The organism is Gulosibacter macacae (assembly GCF_003865375.1).
Classification (GTDB): domain Bacteria; phylum Actinomycetota; class Actinomycetes; order Actinomycetales; family Microbacteriaceae; genus Gulosibacter; species Gulosibacter macacae.
The window spans coordinates 137689-157139 of sequence record NZ_RQVS01000001.1; the positions used below are offsets into that span (position 1 = coordinate 137689).

A 19451-nucleotide genomic window follows, 5' to 3' on the forward strand; every position below is an offset into this window, starting at 1 on the left:
GCACCTGCGATGTCGACGCCGCCGCCGAACCAGGGCAACCAGCCGTTTTCTGGCGATCACTGGAATGAGTACCCGAAGACCTACGGGGAAGGGCAGCACTACGGCGACGCAACCGGCGAGTGGCAACAGCAGTACGGTCAACAGCCGGACCAGTCGCACGACTACGGACAGCAGCACGGTCAGCAGCTCGACTATGGCCAGCAACAGGCGTTCGGTCAGCAAAGCTACGACCAGCAGCAAAGCTATGGCGAGCAGCAGAGCTACGGCGAGCAGCCAAGCTACGGGCAGAATTATGGCGACGCATACGGTCAGCAACCGCAAGTCTCGCAGAGCCAGCCGCAAGCGGTAGCCCAGCCCGCAGCCTACGACGGCCACTACGCATCCCAACCGGCTGCCGCGCCCACCCAGAAACCAAAGCGGCGCGGTCGACTCATTGCCTTGCTCTCAGTTGGTCTCGTGCTGCTGCTTGCAATCGGTGGTCTCGTGGCTTGGGAGTTCATGGCCCGAGGTCAGGCCGCCGATAAGTACGCCGCACTCCTCGAGGGCCAAGAGGCCAAGATCAACACCGAGAGCGGCACGTTCCCGGCCAACGGCGAGTTTGCCGGCGGCCTCGCGGTCACCGAGCAGCTCGGCGGCACCTTCTCAAACATCCGCCTGAGCACCGACCCAACTGCGCTCAACACGAGCGGGATGCACTTTGACTACGACCTGATCGGCGCCCCCGCCAACGGCCAAGGCACGATCAAGAAGGTGATCGTGACCGCGACCTTCAACGAAGAGTTCTTCGTCGACACCGCGCACATTGTGAGTTCGAGCTTCACCAATATGACCGTCAAGGTCACGAATGGCGAATTGCAATACGTCGGCACCTACGATGGCCAGCCACTCGAATGGAACTACACCATCTCGGCCCAAGACGGCTGGATCGTCTACACCGACACCCGCATGATTCTTAACGGACAAGACCTGCTCGCAACCTCCAATGGCACCGAAATGAGCTCTAAGGACTGGTGTGAGGAAGAAGGTCTGTCGTCATACATGTCGGACGTGCAGATCAATGAGGGTTCCCTCACCCTCACCTGGGAGATCAGCAACCTCGGGGTGGAGGATCTCGCCCTCGCGAGCTGCATCTCCTGAGCCTTGCGCGCCGAGTCGCTACCGGACGTCAGCGCATCCTGAAGCCCGATAGGATCGTCTGGTGCCTCAGCCCGCTGCTTTTTCGAACCCGCTCGCGCCGTCCCGCCTCACATCAATGACCGATGCGAACCAGCTCGACGAGGGTGTGTGGTCGCAAACTGCTCGACGCACCGACGATGGCGAACTCGAGATCGGCGGCTGGCGCGCAAGCGAATTGCTCGCTGAGTTTGGTTCACCCCTCTATGTGCTTGATGAAGCCGATATTCGCGAGCGCGCCGCGGCCGCTGTCGCCGATTTTTCGGCCGCCTTCGCCGAGATTGGCGCCGAGGTCGAGCTGCACTACGCCTCGAAGGCGCTCCTCACCATCGACGTCGCGCGCTGGATGCAGGAAGCCGGCCTCGGTCTCGACGTCGCCTCAGCCGGCGAACTTGAGATCGCCCTGCGCGCCGGTATTGACCCGGCCAACATCGGGATGCACGGTAACAACAAGTCGGGCGCCTCACTTCGCCGCGCAGTTGCCGCTGGCGTCGGCACGATCATCATCGATTCGGCCCAGGAGATCGAGCGGCTCGCGGCCATTGCCTCGGAGTTCGACCGAGTGCAGCCGGTGCTTGTGCGCATCAACTCAGGTATCCACGCTGACACCCATTCATTCCTCGCGACGAGCCACGAGGACCAGAAGTTTGGTTTGCCAATTGCGGCGGCGGGTGAGGCTATTGCGCGCATCCGCGAACTTGACTCGCTCGAACTCCGTGGCTTGCACTCGCACATCGGATCGTCGATCTACGACGCCGGCGGGTTCGGGGCAGCCGCTGATCGACTCATGCGCTTCCGCGCCCAACTGCTCGCAGGCGGTCCCGTGCTAGAGGTCAACCTCGGCGGCGGCTTTGGTATTGCCTATCTGCCGAGCGACAACGCCACGCCGCTTGCCGAACTCGCACGCGGCATTGCCGCCGAGGTGGCGCGCGCCTGCGCGGAAACCGGGAGCGACTTGCCTGCGTTCACCTTTGAACCGGGCCGATCGATCGTCGGCACTGGAGGCACGACGCTCTACACGGTCGGCACCACCAAGACCGTGGATGTGCCACTCGACGCTGGCGGGAGCGCCGAGCGACTCTACGTCTCGGTCGACGGCGGTATGAGCGACAACACGCGCCCCTCGCTCTACGGCGCGAACTACTGTGTGCGGCTGGCGAATCGAGAATCTGACGTAGCACCGCGGCTCGTGCGTGTCGTTGGCAGTCACTGTGAGTCGGGTGACGTAGTCGTGCACGACGACTACCTGCCGGGCGATGTGCATCCAGGCGACCTGCTCGCCACCCCCGCGACCGGCGCCTACGGCTTCGCAATGGCGAACTTTTACAACTGTTTCGACCGACCCGCAGTGGTGGCGGTGCGTGACGGCGAAGCGCGCACGCTCGTGCGTCGCGTGACGATCGATGATCTGCTTGCGTACGACTGCGCAGCGACTGAGGAGGAGACCCGATGAACGAGTCCCGGACAGTGAAGGTGGCCCTGCTTGGTGCGGGGTCGGTGGGGAGCCAGGTTGCCCGCCTTCTGCTTGAACAGAGTGAAGCGTTTGCGCAGCGCGCAGGTGCTCGGCTCGAACTCGTCGGGATCGCGGTGCGCAATGTGGATGCAGCACGCGACGTCGATCTGCCCACTGAGCTGTTCACGACCGATGCCGAACGGCTCATTCTCGGTGCCGACTTTGTGATTGAGCTCATGGGTGGCATCCACCCGGCGCTCGAGCTTGTCACCCTCGCACTCGCGTCGGGTGCTGATGTGGTTACCGCAAACAAGGCGCTCCTCGCGCACCACGGCCCCGAGCTCTTCGAGATTGCCGAGCGCGTCGGCGCGCAGCTCTACTACGAGGCCGCAGTCGGGGGTGCGATTCCGATTATCCGTCCGCTGCGTGAAAACCTGGCCGGTGACCGCATCGAGCGAGTGCTCGGCATTGTGAACGGAACGACGAACTACATTCTCGACCGGATGCACACCGAAAAAGACACGCTCGAGGAGTCGCTGCGCATCGCCACCGACCTCGGGTATGCCGAGGCCGACCCGACTGCTGACATCGAAGGTTTTGATGCGCAGCAGAAGGCCGCAATTCTCGCCTCGATCGCATTCCACACCGAAGTGCCGGTGACTACCGTGTCACGTGAAGGCATCACGGGGATTTCTGCCGGTCAGATTGCCGATGCAGAGCGTGGCGGCCACGTCGTGAAGCTGCTCGCAATTTGCGAGCGCGTCACCGACCCTGACACCGGCATCGAGGCCGTCTCAGCGCGCGTGCATCCGACGCTCGTGCCAGCCGACCACCCACTCGCGAGCGTGCACGGCGGTAACAACGCGATCTTCGTCGAATCAGCGGCGGCGGGCCCACTCATGTTCTACGGCGCCGGCGCCGGCGGCGTGCAGACCGCCTCCGCGGTGCTCGGCGACCTCGTCTCGGCCGCTCGTCGCCACGTTGCCGGTGGGCCAGGCCTTGGAGAATCAATGGATGCCGACCTCCCGATTGTCGCGCCCGAGCAGGTGAGCACGCGCTACCAAATCGCCCTCGACGTCGCCGACGAACCAGGTGTACTCGCGCAGGTCGCCCAACAGTTTGCCGAGCACAATGTTTCGGTGGCCACGGCTGAGCAGTCGGTCGCGACCGACGGTGGCCATGCGGTACTCGTTATTGGCACCCACACGGCAACCGAAGGCGCATTGCAACAGCTCGTGCAGGCGCTCGCTGAAACTTCAGCGGTGAAACGCGTCACTGGCGTGCTGCGCGTACTTGGAGAGGGGGTGCGCGCATGAGCACTGTTTCACGCAACCGCCGTGTGCGCGTGCGGGTGCCAGCAACCAGCGCAAACCTCGGGCCAGGCTTTGACACCCTTGGTCTCGCGTTCGCTCGTTATGACGAGCTTGAGATCGAGGCGATTGAGCCCGGTCGCCTTGAGATCAACGTCGACGGCGTTGGTGCCGGGGAAGTGCCACTTGACGAAAGTCACCTCGTGGTCAGTTCGCTACGCTTTGCCCTCGAGCGCTTCGGTTTCGCGCAACCCGGACTTCGTCTCGACGCGGTGAATACCATTGCGCACGGTCGCGGACTCGGTTCGTCGGGCGCCGCAATTGTCGCCGGCGTGGTTGGCGCTGCTGGACTCATCGCCGATCAGCGTCAGGTGACGGGGGAGGAACTGCTCGAGGTCGCCACCGAACTCGAAGGTCACCCCGACAATGTCGCACCCTGTTTGTTCGGTGGCGTGACGATTGCGTGGATGGATGCTGATGAGCGTCCCCGTTCGAAGCGATTGACGCCGCATCCGGGTGTTTCGCTCGTCGTGCTCGTGCCCGATGAGACCATGTCAACGGCGGCCGCACGCGCGCTTCAGCCGGAGCAGGTGCCGCACAAAGACGCGATCTTCAATCTCTCGCGCTCGGCGTTGCTTGTGGCCGCGCTCATTCAGAGTCCCGAATTGCTCTTCGACGCGACGGAAGACCGCATCCACCAGGACTACCGCGCGTCAGCGATGCCGAAGACGAAGGCGCTCATCGATGCACTCCGTGCAGAGGGATTGCCGGCTGTAGTTTCTGGCGCTGGTCCAAGCGTGCTTGTGCTCTGTGATGACCCGGCCGATCGCCTGCGGGCAGCGGCGATTGCCGAGGCTCGCACCGATACCACCTGGAATGTGCTTATGACGGCGGTCGACGTGCAGGGTGCTACAGTTGAGGAAGCTTCGGCTCAGACGGCGTCGCCGTCGGTCTAGCGCAGTTTCGCGCAACGACCTCCGAAGCCATTCGTAGCGAGGCAGACGCCGCACCTTCTTGCGGGCAGTCATCTGCCCGATATTGCGCCATCGAGCCCGATTCGGTCGTCGCCTCGCCCCAATCTGAGGACGAATTAACGAAATGACTGACAACACTCAACCGTCGTCGGCTGAACTCGCTGCGATGCGTGTTGCCGACCTGCAAGCATTGGCCGTGCAGCACGGCATCAAGGGCGCCGCGCGTCTGCGCAAGAGCGCCCTCGTCGAGGCCCTCACCGACGCCATTGGCAGCGGCGATGGCTCGGCAGCAGTTGCCAACGCCGAAGCTCCGGTCGCCAACGCCGAAGCTCCGGTCACGAACGAGGTGGCCGAGGATCGTACCGAGGCCGAGTCTGCGGCCCCTGAACAGCAGGATGTAACTGACGCAGCTCCCGTTGCCGACGCCGGCGCGGAAACCGCTGCTGACCAGGCAGCCGTCGAGGCCCCGGCTCGCGAAAAGCAGCCGCGTCGAGAGCAGCGCCGTCGCCGCGCGACCGCGCCGCAATCGGCGCCCGAACCGCGCGCCGACGCCGACGACGCCGAAGCGAGGGCTGACGAAACTGACGCGGCGCCGGCGATCAACATTGAGCTGCCCGCCGCCTCGAACCGCGGTCGCGCTCAGCGTGGTGGCGAACAGCCCGCCACCGGTGACGCCCCGAAGACGCTCGACGACATCGTCCTGCCCCCGGCACGTGACGAAGACGGCGACGACGACACTGCATCCACCGACAACACTGCCGAGCAGACTGGCTCGGGCCGCAAGCGCAACCGCAACCGCAACCGCGGTCGCAACGGTGGCGATGAGCAGAACCAAGACCAGCGCGGCGAGCAGCGTGGCGGCGACCAGCGCGGTACCGATCAGCAGGGTCGCGGCGGCGAGCGCCAGGCCCAGCAGGATCGCCAGGCGCAGCAGGACCGCCAGGGCCAGCAGGCCGGGCGCCAGCGCGACCGCCGTCGTGAGCGCCGCGACGAGGTCGACCCCGAGATCGCACCCGACGATGTGCTGCTGCCGATCGCGGGCATCCTCGACGTGCTCGACAACTACGCCTTCGTGCGCACCTCGGGCTACCTCGCTGGCACCAACGACGTCTACGTGTCGCTCGGTCAGGTGAAGAAGTACCACCTGCGTAAGGGTGACGCGATCGTCGGCGCGATTCGCCAGCCGCGCGAGGGGGAACAGCCCTCGGGCCGCCAGAAGTACAACGCCCTCGCGAAGATCGACACGATCAACGGACAGACTCCCGAGCAGGCCGCCGAGCGCGTCGAGTTCGATTCGCTCACGCCGCTCTACCCGGAGGAGCGCATCCGCCTCGAGACGACCGCCGGCCACTCGGCTCAGCGCATGGTTGACCTCTTTGCACCCATCGGTAAGGGCACGCGCGGCCTGATCATTGCGCCGCCGCGTTCAGGCAAGTCGATCATGCTCGAGCGCATCGCGAACGCGATTGCGCAGAACAGCCCTGAGACGCACCTCATGCTCGTGCTCGTTGATGAGCGACCCGAAGAGGTCACCCGACTTGAGCGCACCATTCACGGTGAGGTCGTCGCCTCGACGTTCGACATGCCCGCCGAGAACCACACCACCGTTGCCGAACTCGCCATCGAGCGCGCCAAGCGTTTGGTTGAGCTCGGCCTCGATGTGGTCGTGCTCCTCGACTCGATCACGCAGCTCTGCCGCGCTTACAACCTCACGGCTCCGGCCTCGGGCCGCATCCTCGCCGGTGGCGTGGATGCCTCCGCCCTCTACCCGCCGAAGCGCTTCTTCGGTGCCGCGCGAAAGGTTGAGAACGGTGGCTCGCTCACCATCCTCGCGACCGCAATGGTCGAGACCGGCTCGCGTACCGACGAGGTGATTCTCGAAGAGTTCGCCGGCACCGGAAATATGGAACTGCACCTTTCGCGCGAGATCGCCGACAAGCGCATCTTCCCGGCGCTCGACATTCAGCAATCGTCGACCCTCCACGAAGAGCAGTTGCTTTCGCCGGATGAACTCGAAGTGACTTGGTCGATCCGTCGTGCCCTGCACGGCGACACTCAGGGCGCACTGGAAGCCGTGCTCGAGCGCCTCGCTTCGACGTCGACGAACGAAGAGTTCCTCGCTTCGGTGCGCGCGAACCCGATTCAGCCGGTGAGTGCTCGATGAGCGCGGGGGAGTTTGGTGACTCGCTGACCCTGCTTCGTGCCGAGCACGCCGATCTGCAGGAGCAGCTCGCCGACCCGGAACTGCACTCGAACCCGGCTCGCGCGAAGAAGGTCAACCGCCGTTACGCGGAGCTCTCGCAGATCATCGCGGCCGATGACAAGCTCGCGGCGCTGCACGACGACCTCGAAGCTGCGCGTGAACTCGCTAAGGAAGACGAGGTCTTTGCTGAGGAGGCCGAGTCCACCGAACAGGCACTCGACGAGCAGCGCGAGAAGCTTCGCCGCCTGCTGATCCCGCGCGATCCCGACGATGGTCGTGACGTGATCATGGAGATTAAGGGCGGTGAAGGTGGCGAGGAATCGGCACTGTTCGCCGCCGACCTCCTGCGCATGTACTCGCACTACGCCGAATCGCGCGGTTGGAAGATCGAGCTCCTCGACAAGGCCGAATCCGACCTTGGTGGCTACAAGAGCGTGCAGGTAGCGATCAAATCGTCATCGAACGACCCCGCCGACGGGGTGTGGGCCTCGCTCAAGTACGAGGGTGGCGTGCACCGAGTGCAGCGCGTGCCGGCGACCGAGTCGCAGGGCCGCATCCACACTTCGACTACTGGTGTGCTCGTCTTTCCCGAAGTTGATGAGCCCGAAGAGGTGGCAATCGACCAGAACGATCTCAAGATCGATGTTTATCGCTCATCTGGTCCCGGTGGCCAGTCGGTGAACACGACCGACTCGGCGGTACGCATCACGCATATCCCGACGGGCATCGTGGTGTCGATGCAGAACGAGAAGTCGCAGATTCAGAACCGTGCCGCGGCGATGCGCGTGCTGCAGGCACGCCTGCTCGCTCGGCAGCAGGAGGAGAAGGCGGCTGCGGAGTCGGATATGCGTGCCTCGCAGATTCGCTCGATGGACCGTTCGGAGCGCATCCGCACGTACAACTTCCCCGAAAACCGCATCGCCGATCACCGCACTGGCTTCAAGGCTTACAACCTGGATGCGGTGATGGACGGCGCCCTTGGGCCGGTCATTGAGTCGGCCATCGCCGCCGACGAGGAGTCGCAGCTCGCGCACCTTGCCGAGGCGTAGCGGCCGAGCCGCCGGCTGAGGCCCGTGCGTCGACTGAGGCCCTCGCAGCGCCACCAACAACTACGAGCGAAAAGCGCATCTACGAGTCCCTGGGGACTCGTAGATGCGCTTTTCGCTCGTACTTGTGCGCGCGGGCCGAGCTATTCGAGGGCGCGAAACCACTCCAGCGCGAAGCGCGTTGACTCGAGCCCATAGCCGAGTGTTGCCCGCTGATAGCGTGCGATCTCGGCGAACTCTGCTGGAATCTCGAGTGCATCCAGGTGCTGCTCAAATGCCTCAAGCTTGGCGAGGTCGCTGAGCAATCGCTCCTCGATGCGTCCCTTCACCTCGGCGCGACTCGGTGCATCGAGCAGCCCCAAGAAGTGCAACCGCGCGAGGGCCGCGGTTTCGAGGTCAGCATCGGTGATTTCTGCGCGCATCCATGTGTCAAATGCTTCGCGGCCGGCCTCGGTGACGCGATAGACCCGCCGGCCTCGGGGACCGGGCTCACCCTCAAACTCAACGAGGCCATCGCGGTGGAGACCGTCAAGTGCGCGCTTGATACTCCCCGAACTGGCACTGTAGAAGAGCGAAACGCCAGCTTCGAACGCACGGATGAGGTCGTAGTAGCTCATCGAGCGCAGGAGCAAGAGGCCCAGGATGACGTTTGCCATTTGGTCAGCTTAGTCACCCAAATTGTTTCTCGCCTCTCATAGACATGTCTGGTAGACATATAGCAACACGGATGCGGAGGACACCATGGCTAAGCCCCACGACTTCCAGAGTTGGCTCGAAGGGCCGTTCCGAGCGCGACTCGACAAAGCCTCTCGGCGGCGGGCACCGCAGCTCCCAGCACCGCAGGTACTCGTGGTCACACCGGCGGGCCGATTCGCGTACGGCGAGACCGAATTGCCATTCCACTGCGCCAGCGTCGGCAAGCTCTTCACCGCAGTGCTTATCGGCCGACAGATAGAACGAGGCGACTACCGCCTCGACACGCCAATCGGCGATATCTTGCCGAGGCACGAACTCAGTGCGCTACCAGCAGCGCCAGGAGTTGACTTCGCTTCTGAGGTGACGATTGAACACCTGCTCTCGCACCGGTCTGGTTTGCAAGACCCCATTGAGCCGCTCCGAGCGGCGCGGGTTGAAGACCTCCTTGTGCAGGTGCAGCGGGAGCCAAACCGGTACTGGAGCCGCGCAGATCTGCTCGCGCTGACCCACAGCATGCCGGCAATTGGGCGTCCGGGGGAGAGGTTCGGTTACTCGGATGCGGCCTACGCACTGCTCCTGCGCGTCGCAGAAGTTGCCGCTGGCGTTGATTCAGAAGAGTTGCTGCGCACAGAGGTGTTCGCACGAGCCGGCATGACGCAGACGCACCGGCCCCATAACGCTGGTCCCGAGGTTGATCTGGCCGCCGTGCGGATGGCTCCGGTATTCCTCGGAGACACCGATATGAGTCGTGCGCGGGCCGCCAGCGCCGTGTCGAGCGACGGTGGCGCGGTCACGACGGTCGATGATCTTCACCAATTTAATAGGGCTCTAGCCAGTGGCGACCTCATCAGCCCGGAGCTGCGCGAGCGGCTCATGCGGCCGCAATCGAAACTGCGCGCGGGCATCCACTATGGCGCGGGGTTCGTGACCTTGAAGCTGGGTGAGTTCATGCCGCTCGTGTTGCGTGGACTGAGCGAGCCAGTTGGTGGCCTCGGTCTCTCTGCGGTGCACACAGTTCACTATCGCGAACAAGATGTGTTCGTCGCGCTCAACTTCCACGCCACACATGAGATGGGCGCGAGCTTCGAGGCACAGATTGCGCTGGCACGCGCGCTCAAGCAGTTCGGCGGGCGCGCCTAGACCCGTCGTGCGACAGGTGGGCAGCAAGGAATCTCGCTAGATAACCCAGTCGCCACCCTCGTGGCGGGCAACCGGATCATTCGAGCGGTCTTTGGCCGGGATGCCCACGAGCACCGCGCCTGCCGGTGCCGATTTCGTGACGACCGCATTTGCGCCAACGCGCGCGCCGTCACCGAGCGTGATTGGGCCGAGCAGCTTCGCACCGGCGCCGATGAGGACGCCATTGCCAATCGTCGGGTGGCGCTTGATTTTCTTGGTCGATACCCCGCCGAGCGTGACGCCGTGATAGATCACGCAATCGTCGCCGACCTCGGCCGTCTCGCCAATCACGACACCCATACCGTGGTCGATAAACAGGCGTCGGCCAATCTTCGCGCCGGGGTGGATTTCAATGCCGGTAATGAACCGGCTCGCCTGCGACACCACCCGGGCAATGAACTTCCCGCCGGGTTGCTGCCAGAGCCAGTGCGCGAGGCGGTGGAACCACACGGCGTGCAGTCCCGAGTAGTTCACGACAATCGAGAGCTTCGAGCGGGCGGCTGGATCGCCCAAACGCACCGCGTGGATGTCTTCTCGAACCTTGCGGAAGAAGTCATCCACGCGGCCGCGTGGGGAAGGTGCATTGCGCATCCGTCTAGTCTCGTCGATTCCTTGAATTTGGTCGATTCTTCGCGAATCGACGAACAGGCAAGCTTTCGCTGAACTACGCGTCGGCGCGCAGATCGTCGAACAGCACGCTCGAGAGGTAGCGCTCGCCGGTGTCGGGGATGATCACCACGATGTTCTTGCCCGCGTACTCGGGGCGCTTCGCCACTTCGAGTGCCGCCCAGAGGTTGGCACCGGCCGAAATGCCGGCAAAGATGCCTTCTTTCGCGGTGAGTTCGCGCGAGACGCGCACCGAGTCGTCGAGGGTGACGTCGATGACCTCGTCGATGACCGACTGGTCGAGCACGGCAGGCACGAAGTTCGCGCCGATGCCCTGGATCTTGTGCGGGCCAGCCTTGCCCTCGGTGAGGAGCGGGGAGTCCTTCGGCTCGACGGCGATGATCTTCACCTCGGGCTTGCGCTCCTTGAGCACCTGGCCGACGCCGGTGATGGTGCCGCCGGTGCCGATGCCGATCACGACGGCGTCGACGCTGCCGTCGGTGTCGTTCCAGATCTCCTCGGCGGTCGTTTCGCGGTGAATCTCGACATTGGCTTCATTCTCGAACTGGCGCGCAAGGATGGAGTTCTCGGTCTCGCGCTGAATCTCTTCAGCCTTCGCAACTGCACCACGCATGCCCTCGGGGCCGGGCGTGAGTACGAGCTCAGCACCGAAGGCACGGATGAGCTGGCGACGCTCGAGCGACATCGTTTCGGGCATGGCAATCACGACGCGGTAACCCCGGGCAGCGCCGATGGCTGCGAGCGCAATACCGGTGTTACCCGAGGTGCCCTCAACGATGGTGCCGCCGGGCTGCAACTCACCCTTGCGCTCCGCGGCGCGGATGATGCCCCAGGCGAGGCGATCCTTGACGCTCGACACGGGGTTCGTGAACTCGAGCTTCGCGAGCACGTTCGCGTCGGATTCGTTGATGCGGTTCAGGCGCACGAGGGGAGTGCCGCCGATTACCTCGGTAATGTCGCTGTAGATCTTTTCGGCCATGAGCCTGCCTTTCCAGGAATGCTTGGTGACTAATCGTGCCACCGCATGGTTGCGCCTGCATGTATCGCCGTCACGCTACGTCATTGAATCGAGAAATTGTGTCGACCACTCACGCCGAGCTACAGCAGCAGGTGGCGCGCATCCTGATGCCGGGTGGCTTCCCAAACCCGGCACGCGAGGCCGAGTTGCTCATCGCAGCGGTGCTTGATCGCTCGCCCGGGCAACTCGAACTCGACCGGCTCTTGGGCCGTTCGCTCGAACGCGACCAGGTCGACGGCGTGCTCGCCGTGGCATCGCGTCGCGCCCGCCGCGAGCCGCTGCAACACCTCGTTGGTTCGGCACCCTTCCGCGAGGTTGAACTCGCCGTGGGCCCGGGCGTATTCGTACCGCGCCCCGAAACCGAGCTCCTCGTCGAACTCGTATACGCCGATCCTGCCGCCCGTCGCACCCAAGCCCGCATCGCCGATCTCGGTTCAGGATCCGGTGCCATCGCGATCGGCGTCGCCATGGCGTTGCCGGGCGCCGAAGTTGTCGCCCTCGAAGCATCCCCCTTCGCCTGGCCGTGGCTACAGCGCAACCTGCGCAGGCACGCACCACACGTTGAAGCGAGGTTCGGTGACTGGGATGCGCAGCTTGCGCACGAGCATCCGGCGAGTTTCGATGTGCTCGTTTCTAACCCGCCCTATGTGCCGCAGCGTGCGATCCCCGCCGATCCCGAAGTTCGGCTCTTCGACCCGGAAACGGCGCTCTATTCCGGTGGAGACGGCCTCGACGAGATTCGCCGGATCGCGGTCGCGGCCGCTCGACTCCTGCGCGCCGGCGGCTTCCTTGTCGTCGAGCACACCGAGCAACAGGGCGCGGCGATTCGCGAGATTCTCGCGGGGTCGGGGCTCGTCGACACCACCACCCATCCCGATCTCACCGGTCGCGATCGCTTCACTTCGGCCCGGCAACGCGGCTGACCGGGCACGCCGACTAGGATGGCCACTTGATATGACGAACGTGTATGACCTGTCGGTCTCAGATCAATTGCTTGCCGGGATGCGCGAAGCTCGCGGAGCGCTCGGGCGCGGTGAGACTGTCGTGATCCCCACGGACACCGTGTATGGCATTGCGGCAGACGCGTTCAATCCCGAAGCCGTGGCGAAACTCCTCGCCGCCAAGGGCCGCACTCGGCAATCGCCGCCGCCGGTGCTGGTCGCTTCGGCAGCCGCACTCGAAGCCCTTGCCGAGCACATACCCGATGAGGTGCGGGCACTCTTTGATGAGTTTGCGCCGGGGCCGCTCACGATCATCCTGCCCGCGCGCACGAGCCTGCAGTGGGATCTCGGTGACACTCGCGGCACGGTCGCGCTGCGGATCCCGAACCACCCGCTTGCCCTTGAGCTGTTGCAAGAAACCGGTCCACTCGCGGTCTCGAGTGCGAATAAGCACGGCGAGCCGGCTCCGGCGACGGCCACGGATGCGGTCGCGCAGCTCGGCGAGGACGTCAACATTTTCCTCGACGCCGGCACTGTCGACGGCGAAGCCTCGACCATCCTCGATGCCACTGGCCTCGCCTCGGAGCCGGTCGTGCCCGCGCGGATCGTGCGCGAGGGCGCGGTCTCCCGAGAGACGCTCGCCGAGCGACTCGGCGACCTCCTCGCACCCGCCGAGAGCTAGGACAGCGTGCGCTTTTACGCCCTCATCATCTTCTTCGCGGCGGTCGTCTCGGCCCTCGCGTGTTGGGGCGTCTATCGCATGGCGATGCGGCATCGCTGGTATCCAGCGGTGCGTGAGCGAGATGTGCACCGCACACCAAAGCCGCGACTCGGCGGCATCGCCATGTATTTCGCGGTGCTTGTCGCCCTCGCAATTGCCTCACAAATCGGCTGGTTCAGCATCGTATTTGTCTCGCCCACGCGCATCTGGGGCATCATCATCGCCGCCACCATCGTCGTGCTCGTCGGCGTCATCGATGACTTCGTCGATCTCGACTGGATGGTGAAACTCGCCGCGCAGATCGCCGCAGGCACGGTGCTCGCGATGAACGGTGTTGCGATCACGTCGCTTCCGGTTGGTGGCATCACCGTGCCTTCACAGTGGCTCTCGGTGTTCATCACCGTGCTCGCGGTAGTGCTCGTGATGAACGCGGTCAACTTCATCGATGGCCTTGACGGGCTTGTCGCCGGTATCGCGATCATCGCGAACAGCGTCTTTCTCGTCTACGCCTACCTGCTCACCGACCAGCTACAAACCAGCCGCTTCGGTCTCGGGGCGCTGCTTTCGGCCATCGTCGTCGGCGTTTGCTTCGGGTTCCTGCCCTGGAACTGGAATCCCTCCAGGATGTTCATGGGCGACGGGGGAGCGCTCCTCGTTGGGCTACTCATGGCGTCCTCGACCATCGCCGTCACCGGCGAAGTCGACCCCGCGTTCGTGAGCCGCGACGAACTCTTCCCTGCGTTCTTGCCGCTTCTTTTCCCCTTCGCCGTGATGATCGTGCCCATCGCTGATTTCTCGATGGCGGTCATCCGTCGTCTCAGTGCCGGCAAGTCACCGTTCTCTGCTGACAAGAAGCACCTGCATCACCGCCTACTTGATATGGGCCACACCCAGCGCCGTGCCGTACTCATCTTCTATTCCTGGGCGAGTGTGATCGGCGTCTCAGCACTCCTCGCATTTGTCGTGCGCGATGGCGTCACCTGGTGGGTGTTCCTGCTCATCGGCATGGTCGTCTGTACCGCGCTCACCGTTGCTCCGCTCACCAGCCACCGCAAGCGCATGGAAAAGCTTGCCCAGCGCTCGTCCTACGGTGACGACGATGACGAATACGATCCGCTCGATGCGCTCGGCGTCGACGAGGCCGACCGCGTACGTCGCGCCCCGGCCGCTCCGCTCGCGCTCGGCCGCCGGATGCGCACTGTGCTCGCCCGCGACACCGACGCCACTGCCGACTCCCCATCACCCACTGCGACCCAGGAGCAGAAATGACCACGAGTAACCAGGAACCCACGAGCGTTCCGATCATGCGCCAGGTGTTGCGCTGGTCGCTGCTGCTCACTCTCGCTATTGCCGTGATCGGTGGTCTTATTGGTTGGTTCGTGGCGGGATGGCCCGGGGTGTGGTCTGCGGTTGTCGCCGCGGGCATCACGCTCATTTTCAGTGGTGTGACGGCGCTGTCGATCATCCTCGCCGCGCGCTTCGACCCGCTGTTCTTTGTGGCGGTCATCCTCGGTGCCTGGATCCTCAAGTTCCTCGTCTTCCTCGGCATCCTCGCGCTCGTGAAGCAACTCGGTTTCACGCACGATTGGATGCTGTGGTCCTGCATGGTCGTGGGCATCCTCGGCCAGCTCGCCGTTGACGTGTTGGTCGTCACCCGCAGTCGTATTGGCCACGTGAGCGACGTTCACCTGCCGGGTAATCCCAAATAATGAATCTTCTTCGCTTTGGGCGGGCAACCGTGTCCGCCCAAGGCGAAAATCCTTGATAGGATCGAAAAGTTGGCGCGCCACAACGAGTGATGATCGCGCCACCACGTCCCACTCGCGCGGATGCACCCTCACGTCCGCGCCCAGCGACAGGAGACCGCTCTGCTCACGACAGCCCTGAATCTGCTGACGGAGATGGCACCTATGGCGGCTGATTGCCCGCCCGGCGAGTACTGCGCGCCGGTCGTGCAAGAAGAATTCTTCCCCGCCGCCTTCCTCTTCGAGGGCACGCCGTTTGCGATTAACCGAATCATCATGGTCCGCCTCATTGCTGTTGCGGTGCTGATGATCGTGTTCTACCTCGCGCTTCGCCGCCCGAAGCTTGTCCCGGGCAAGCTGCAGTCGCTCATTGAGATGGGCGTTGGCTTCATCCGCGACGGCGTTGTCTACGAAATGCTCGGCGAGAAGATCGGCAAGAAGTACCTGCCCTACATCCTCGCCGTCTTCTTCGGTGTGCTCTTCATGAACATCACCGGTGTCATTCCGCTGCTCAACATCTCGGCGAACGGCATCATCGGTATGCCGCTGGTATTTGCCGTGGCCACGTATATTGCCTTCATTTATGCGGGCTTCCGTGAGGCCGGTGGCGCCACGTTCCTGCGTAACGCCCTCTTCCCGCCCGGTGTGCCGTGGCCGCTCTACATCCTGCTCACGCCGATTGAGTTCATCAACACCTTCATCGTGCGTCCCGCCTCGCTCGCGCTGCGACTTTTCCTCAACCTCATGGTTGGTCACTTGCTGCTCGTGCTCGCGTTCTCTGCCACGGCCTTCTTCGTCGGCCTGATGAACGCGTGGTCGGCCATGGGTGTGCTCACCTTCGCCGGTGGCTTCTTCATGACGCTCATTGAGGTCCTCGTGGCGGTGCTTCAGGCGTACGTGTTCGCGCTGCTGACCACCAGCTACATCCAGCTTTCGGTCGCGAAGTCGCACTAGACAACGCGCTCGGAAAACCCCACACAACCCGATTCCCCCAAACCCTGCATGACGATCGGTGCCAAACCGGCCTGATCGCCCAACCGGAAGGAAACCCCTGTGGACAACACCACGCTCGCCGAAATCTCGGGCAACATCGCGACCGTCGGCTACGGCCTCGCAGCAATCGGCCCCGGCATCGGTGTCGGTATCGTCGCTGGCAAGACCGTCGAGGCGATGGCTCGCCAGCCCGAAATGGCCGGCCGCCTGCAGACCACGATGTTCCTCGGTATCGCGTTCACCGAGGTGCTCGCGTTCATCGGTATCGCCACGCCGTTCATCTTCGGCGCGTAAGGCACTTCCCAAATGAGCCTCATGAACTACGACAGTGCACTCGTAGCCGCTGGTGAGCAGCACCTGCTGCTCCCGGCTGACTACGACATCTTCTGGTCGCTCGTCGTGCTCGTGGTGCTCCTGCTGTTCTTCTGGAAGTTTGTCCTTCCGCAGCTGAACAAGGTGCTCGACGAGCGTGCCGCCAAGATTGAAGGCGGCATCGAACAGGCCCAGGCCGTCCAGGCCGAAGCCGACGCTCGCAAGAACGAGTACGAGCAGCTGCTCGCCGAAGCCCGCACCGAAGCCGCGGAGATCCGCGAAAAGGCGCGTGCCGATGGCGAAGCCATCAAGGTGGAGAAGAAGCAGGAGACCCAGGCCGAGCTCGACCGCATGACCAAGTCGGCTAAGGACCAGATCGAGGCGGAGCGCCAGGCGGCCATCGTCTCGCTGCGTCAAGAAGTCGGTTCGCTCGCGATCGACCTCGCCTCGGGCGTTGTTGGCGAAAACCTCGCCGATGACCAGCGTTCGAGCGCCTACGTCGACCGCTTCCTCAACGAACTCGATTCGAAGGCAGGCACGAGCAACTGATGGGTAGCGCAACCAAGCACGCACTCGCCGCGGTCAAGCGCGAGGTCGACACGCTGACTCAGCACGACGCCGATTCGGCGCGCAAGCTGTTCGACGTCGTCGACGAGCTTGCCGCATCGAAGCAGCTGGCCTCGGCATTCGCCGAGCGTGGTGCCGGTGCGGACGCCAAGCGCGCCCTCGCCGAACGCGTGTTCGGTGCGCAACTCGGCGAAGCCGGGATGCGGGTGCTCGGTACCGCGGTAGAGCAGACTTGGGAGACCGAGGGCGACCTCGTCACCGGTCTGCAGGAAGCCGCGATCCGTGGCGTCGCTCAGACCACCGGTACGCACGAACTGCTCGGCGAGGAACTCGATTCGTTCCTCGACACCGTTTCGTCGAACGGTGAACTCGAACTGAGCCTCGGTTCGCGTCTCGGCGCGAACGACGCCAAGGTCGGGCTCGTTGAGCGACTATTCGGGAGCCGTCTCGGTGCCGACACGCTGCGCATCCTTCGCTCGCTCGTCAAGCACCCGGCCGGTCGACGCACGCGTCGACTCGTGTCGTGGGCCCGTGGCATCGTGGCCGACCAGGCAAACCGTCAGGTTGCCGTTGTTACCGTCGCCCGCCCGCTTCCGGCCGCGCAGCTCGAGCGACTGCAGGCAGGCCTTTCGGCCCGCTTTGGCCGCGACGTGGCACTCAACCAGATCGTCGATCCGTCAGTGATCGGTGGCCTGCGTGTTGAGTTCGGCGACGAGCTCATCGATGACACCGCCTTGGCACGCCTGAAGAACCTTCGGCTGCAGCTGGCCTAGCCGCCGCGCACATGAACTCCGGGGCTCGGCCCCGACCACCGCAGCGGGGCTGGGCCCCGACGACATAGGGAAGAACATGTCAGAACTTACGATCAACCCGGACGAGATCCGCGATGCGCTGAGCGCCTTCGCGAGCTCGTACCGCCCGCAGGGTGCGTCGGCCACCGAGGTCGGCACCGTCATCAGCGCTGCCGACGGCATCGCGCGTATCGAGGGCCTGCCCTCGACCATGGCGAACGAGCTCATCCGCTTCGAAGACGGCACGCTCGGCCTCGCGCAGAACCTCGAAGAAGACCAGATCGGCGCGATCGTCCTCGGCCCGTTCACCGGCATTGTCGAGGGCATGCAGGTCACCCGCACCGGCGAGGTCCTCTCGGTCCCCGTTGGCGAGGGCTACCTCGGCCGCGTCGTTGACCCGCTCGGTGCTCCCATCGACGGACTCGGCGAAATCACCGGCATCGAAGGCCGCCGCGCCCTCGAACTCCAGGCCCCCGGCGTCATGGACCGCAAGTCGGTGCACGAGCCGATGGAAACCGGCATCAAGGCCATCGACGCGATGATCCCCGTTGGCCGTGGCCAGCGTCAGCTCATCATCGGTGACCGCCAGACCGGTAAGACCGCGATCGCGATCGACACGATCATCAACCAGAAGGCGAACTGGGAGTCGGGCGACCCGACCAAGCAGGTTCGCTGCATCTACGTTGCGATCGGCCAGAAGGGCTCGACCATCGCTTCGGTGAAGGGTGCGCTTGAGGCCGCTGGCGCGATGGAGTACACCACCATCGTTGCCTCGCCCGCCTCTGACCCGGCCGGCTTCAAGTACCTCTCGGCGTACACCGGCTCGGCCATCGGCCAGCACTGGATGTACAACGGCAAGCACGTCCTCATCATCTTCGACGACCTGTCGAAGCAGGCCGAGGCCTACCGCGCCGTGTCGCTCCTCCTGCGTCGCCCGCCGGGCCGTGAAGCTTACCCCGGTGACGTCTTCTACCTGCACTCGCGCCTCCTCGAGCGTTGCGCCAAGCTTTCGGATGGCATGGGCGCCGGTTCGATGACCGGTCTTCCGATCATCGAGACCAAGGCGAACGACGTGTCGGCCTACATCCCGACCAACGTGATCTCGATCACCGACGGCCAGATCTTCCTCCAGTCCGACCTCTTCCTCGCCAACCAGCGTCCCGCTGTTGACGTGGGTGTGTCGGTGTCGCGAGTCGGTGGTTCGGCCCAGCAGAAGCACATCAAGAAGGTTTCAGGCACGCTCAAGCTCGAGCTCGCGCAGTACCGCGACCTCGCAGCCTTCGCGATGTTCGCATCCGACCTCGACGCCGCGACCAAGCGTCAGCTTGAGCGTGGTGCGCGTCTGACTGAGCTCCTTCGCCAGCCGCAGTACTCGCCGTATCCGATCGAAGACCAGGTTGTCTCGATCTGGGCGGGTACCAACGGCAAGCTCGACGAGGTTCCGGTTGAGGATGTGCTTCGCTTCGAGCAGGAGATGCTCGACTACCTCAAGCGCAACACCTCGGTGCTTGATGACCTCCGTTCGAGCGGCAAGCTCGAAGACGAGACGCTTTCGGCCATGGAAGCGGGCATCGACGAGTTCACCAAGACGTTCCAGCTCTCGGATGGGAAGCCTCTGCTCTCGGCAGGCCGTGAAGAATTCGACGCGACCGCTGAAGAAGACGTCAACCAGGAGCAGATCGTCCGGGGCAAGCGCCGCTAG

Annotated in this window: 19 protein-coding genes; 16 read left to right on the top strand and 3 right to left on the bottom strand. The window is 64.1% G+C overall.

Annotated features, from left to right (window positions below; translation table 11 throughout):
- Positions 1–9: 9 nt before the first annotated feature.
- The 6 genes from EG850_RS00670 to prfA all read left to right on the top strand — a co-directional run bounded on the left by EG850_RS00670 (position 10) and on the right by prfA (position 8162).
- Positions 10–1137, top strand: a complete 1128-nt coding sequence (locus EG850_RS00670; protein WP_124968832.1) for a hypothetical protein — start codon at positions 10–12, stop codon at positions 1135–1137.
- Between the two features lie 115 nt (positions 1138–1252).
- Complete coding sequence (lysA, locus tag EG850_RS00675) at positions 1253–2626, top strand: diaminopimelate decarboxylase (RefSeq protein WP_124968834.1); 1374 nt, start codon at positions 1253–1255, stop codon at positions 2624–2626.
- On the top strand, positions 2623–3942 hold the full coding sequence (locus tag EG850_RS00680) for a homoserine dehydrogenase (protein ID WP_124968836.1): 1320 nt from the start codon (positions 2623–2625) through the stop codon (positions 3940–3942). The genes lysA and EG850_RS00680 overlap by 4 nt, the downstream gene beginning before the upstream one ends.
- Positions 3939–4892: a homoserine kinase gene (gene thrB, locus EG850_RS00685; protein WP_124968838.1), complete on the top strand. Its 954-nt coding sequence runs from the start codon at positions 3939–3941 to the stop codon at positions 4890–4892. The genes EG850_RS00680 and thrB overlap by 4 nt, the downstream gene beginning before the upstream one ends.
- A gap of 142 nt (positions 4893–5034) precedes the next feature.
- On the top strand, positions 5035–7074 hold the full coding sequence (gene rho, locus EG850_RS00690) for a transcription termination factor Rho (protein ID WP_124968840.1): 2040 nt from the start codon (positions 5035–5037) through the stop codon (positions 7072–7074).
- Complete coding sequence (gene prfA / locus EG850_RS00695) at positions 7071–8162, top strand: peptide chain release factor 1 (protein ID WP_124968842.1); 1092 nt, start codon at positions 7071–7073, stop codon at positions 8160–8162. The genes rho and prfA overlap by 4 nt, the downstream gene beginning before the upstream one ends.
- A gap of 140 nt (positions 8163–8302) precedes the next feature.
- Here prfA and EG850_RS00700 read toward each other — a convergent pair whose 3' ends face one another.
- Entirely contained in the window at positions 8303–8815 is a 513-nt protein-coding gene (locus EG850_RS00700; RefSeq protein ID WP_124968843.1) for a PadR family transcriptional regulator, read from the bottom strand.
- 85 nt (positions 8816–8900) lie between these two features.
- Here EG850_RS00700 and EG850_RS00705 point away from each other — a divergent pair, with 85 nt between their 5' ends.
- The gene (locus EG850_RS00705) at positions 8901–9995 is read left to right on the top strand and encodes a serine hydrolase domain-containing protein (RefSeq protein WP_124968845.1); all 1095 of its coding nucleotides are present in this window, start codon (positions 8901–8903) and stop codon (positions 9993–9995) included.
- 36 nt (positions 9996–10031) lie between these two features.
- Here the strand turns inward: EG850_RS00705 and cysE are convergent, their stop codons facing one another.
- Positions 10032–10625, bottom strand: a complete 594-nt coding sequence (gene cysE / locus EG850_RS00710; RefSeq protein WP_124968847.1) for a serine O-acetyltransferase — start codon at positions 10623–10625, stop codon at positions 10032–10034.
- Between the two features lie 73 nt (positions 10626–10698).
- The gene (cysK, locus tag EG850_RS00715) at positions 10699–11640 is read right to left on the bottom strand and encodes a cysteine synthase A (RefSeq protein ID WP_124968850.1); all 942 of its coding nucleotides are present in this window, start codon (positions 11638–11640) and stop codon (positions 10699–10701) included.
- Between the two features lie 83 nt (positions 11641–11723).
- Between cysK and prmC the strand changes: the two genes are divergently transcribed.
- The 9 genes from prmC (at position 11724) to atpA (ending at position 19451) form a co-directional block, all read left to right on the top strand.
- Positions 11724–12602: a peptide chain release factor N(5)-glutamine methyltransferase gene (gene prmC, locus EG850_RS00720; RefSeq protein ID WP_235829154.1), complete on the top strand. Its 879-nt coding sequence runs from the start codon at positions 11724–11726 to the stop codon at positions 12600–12602.
- A gap of 31 nt (positions 12603–12633) precedes the next feature.
- Complete coding sequence (locus EG850_RS00725) at positions 12634–13302, top strand: L-threonylcarbamoyladenylate synthase (RefSeq protein ID WP_124968854.1); 669 nt, start codon at positions 12634–12636, stop codon at positions 13300–13302.
- Between the two features lie 6 nt (positions 13303–13308).
- Positions 13309–14610, top strand: a complete 1302-nt coding sequence (locus EG850_RS00730) for an MraY family glycosyltransferase (RefSeq protein WP_124968856.1) — start codon at positions 13309–13311, stop codon at positions 14608–14610.
- Positions 14607–15050, top strand: coding sequence for a hypothetical protein (locus EG850_RS00735; RefSeq protein ID WP_124968858.1), 444 nt, complete (start codon positions 14607–14609; stop codon positions 15048–15050). The genes EG850_RS00730 and EG850_RS00735 overlap by 4 nt, the downstream gene beginning before the upstream one ends.
- A 120-nt stretch (positions 15051–15170) precedes the next feature.
- The gene (gene atpB / locus EG850_RS00740; RefSeq protein WP_235829155.1) at positions 15171–16040 is read left to right on the top strand and encodes a F0F1 ATP synthase subunit A; all 870 of its coding nucleotides are present in this window, start codon (positions 15171–15173) and stop codon (positions 16038–16040) included.
- 99 nt (positions 16041–16139) lie between these two features.
- A complete protein-coding gene (atpE, locus tag EG850_RS00745) occupies positions 16140–16373 on the top strand; it encodes an ATP synthase F0 subunit C (RefSeq protein WP_124968860.1) in 234 nt (77 codons plus the stop codon).
- A 12-nt stretch (positions 16374–16385) separates the two neighbouring features.
- The gene (locus EG850_RS00750; RefSeq protein ID WP_185714878.1) at positions 16386–16940 is read left to right on the top strand and encodes a F0F1 ATP synthase subunit B; all 555 of its coding nucleotides are present in this window, start codon (positions 16386–16388) and stop codon (positions 16938–16940) included.
- Complete coding sequence (locus EG850_RS00755; protein ID WP_124968862.1) at positions 16940–17731, top strand: F0F1 ATP synthase subunit delta; 792 nt, start codon at positions 16940–16942, stop codon at positions 17729–17731. The genes EG850_RS00750 and EG850_RS00755 overlap by 1 nt, the downstream gene beginning before the upstream one ends.
- Before the next feature lie 76 nt (positions 17732–17807).
- Entirely contained in the window at positions 17808–19451 is a 1644-nt protein-coding gene (atpA, locus tag EG850_RS00760; protein WP_124968864.1) for a F0F1 ATP synthase subunit alpha, read from the top strand.

Excerpts from the sequence above, each read along its gene's own strand:
- EG850_RS00670 (WP_124968832.1), top strand. The coding sequence starts at position 10 with ATGTCGACGCCGCCGCCGAACCAGGGCAACCAGCCGTTTTCTGGCGAT.
- thrB (WP_124968838.1), top strand. The coding sequence starts at position 3,939 with ATGAGCACTGTTTCACGCAACCGCCGTGTGCGCGTGCGGGTGCCAGCA.
- EG850_RS00705 (WP_124968845.1), top strand. The coding sequence starts at position 8,901 with ATGGCTAAGCCCCACGACTTCCAGAGTTGGCTCGAAGGGCCGTTCCGA.
- prfA (WP_124968842.1), top strand. The coding sequence starts at position 7,071 with ATGAGCGCGGGGGAGTTTGGTGACTCGCTGACCCTGCTTCGTGCCGAG.
- EG850_RS00725 (WP_124968854.1), top strand. The coding sequence starts at position 12,634 with ATGACGAACGTGTATGACCTGTCGGTCTCAGATCAATTGCTTGCCGGG.
- cysK (WP_124968850.1), bottom strand. The coding sequence starts at position 11,640 with ATGGCCGAAAAGATCTACAGCGACATTACCGAGGTAATCGGCGGCACT.
- atpB (WP_235829155.1), top strand. The coding sequence starts at position 15,171 with ATGCACCCTCACGTCCGCGCCCAGCGACAGGAGACCGCTCTGCTCACG.
- EG850_RS00700 (WP_124968843.1), bottom strand. The coding sequence starts at position 8,815 with ATGGCAAACGTCATCCTGGGCCTCTTGCTCCTGCGCTCGATGAGCTAC.
- EG850_RS00755 (WP_124968862.1), top strand. The coding sequence starts at position 16,940 with ATGGGTAGCGCAACCAAGCACGCACTCGCCGCGGTCAAGCGCGAGGTC.
- rho (WP_124968840.1), top strand. The coding sequence starts at position 5,035 with ATGACTGACAACACTCAACCGTCGTCGGCTGAACTCGCTGCGATGCGT.
- lysA (WP_124968834.1), top strand. The coding sequence starts at position 1,253 with ATGACCGATGCGAACCAGCTCGACGAGGGTGTGTGGTCGCAAACTGCT.
- EG850_RS00735 (WP_124968858.1), top strand. The coding sequence starts at position 14,607 with ATGACCACGAGTAACCAGGAACCCACGAGCGTTCCGATCATGCGCCAG.
- cysE (WP_124968847.1), bottom strand. The coding sequence starts at position 10,625 with ATGCGCAATGCACCTTCCCCACGCGGCCGCGTGGATGACTTCTTCCGC.
- atpA (WP_124968864.1), top strand. The coding sequence starts at position 17,808 with ATGTCAGAACTTACGATCAACCCGGACGAGATCCGCGATGCGCTGAGC.
- EG850_RS00680 (WP_124968836.1), top strand. The coding sequence starts at position 2,623 with ATGAACGAGTCCCGGACAGTGAAGGTGGCCCTGCTTGGTGCGGGGTCG.
- EG850_RS00750 (WP_185714878.1), top strand. The coding sequence starts at position 16,386 with ATGAGCCTCATGAACTACGACAGTGCACTCGTAGCCGCTGGTGAGCAG.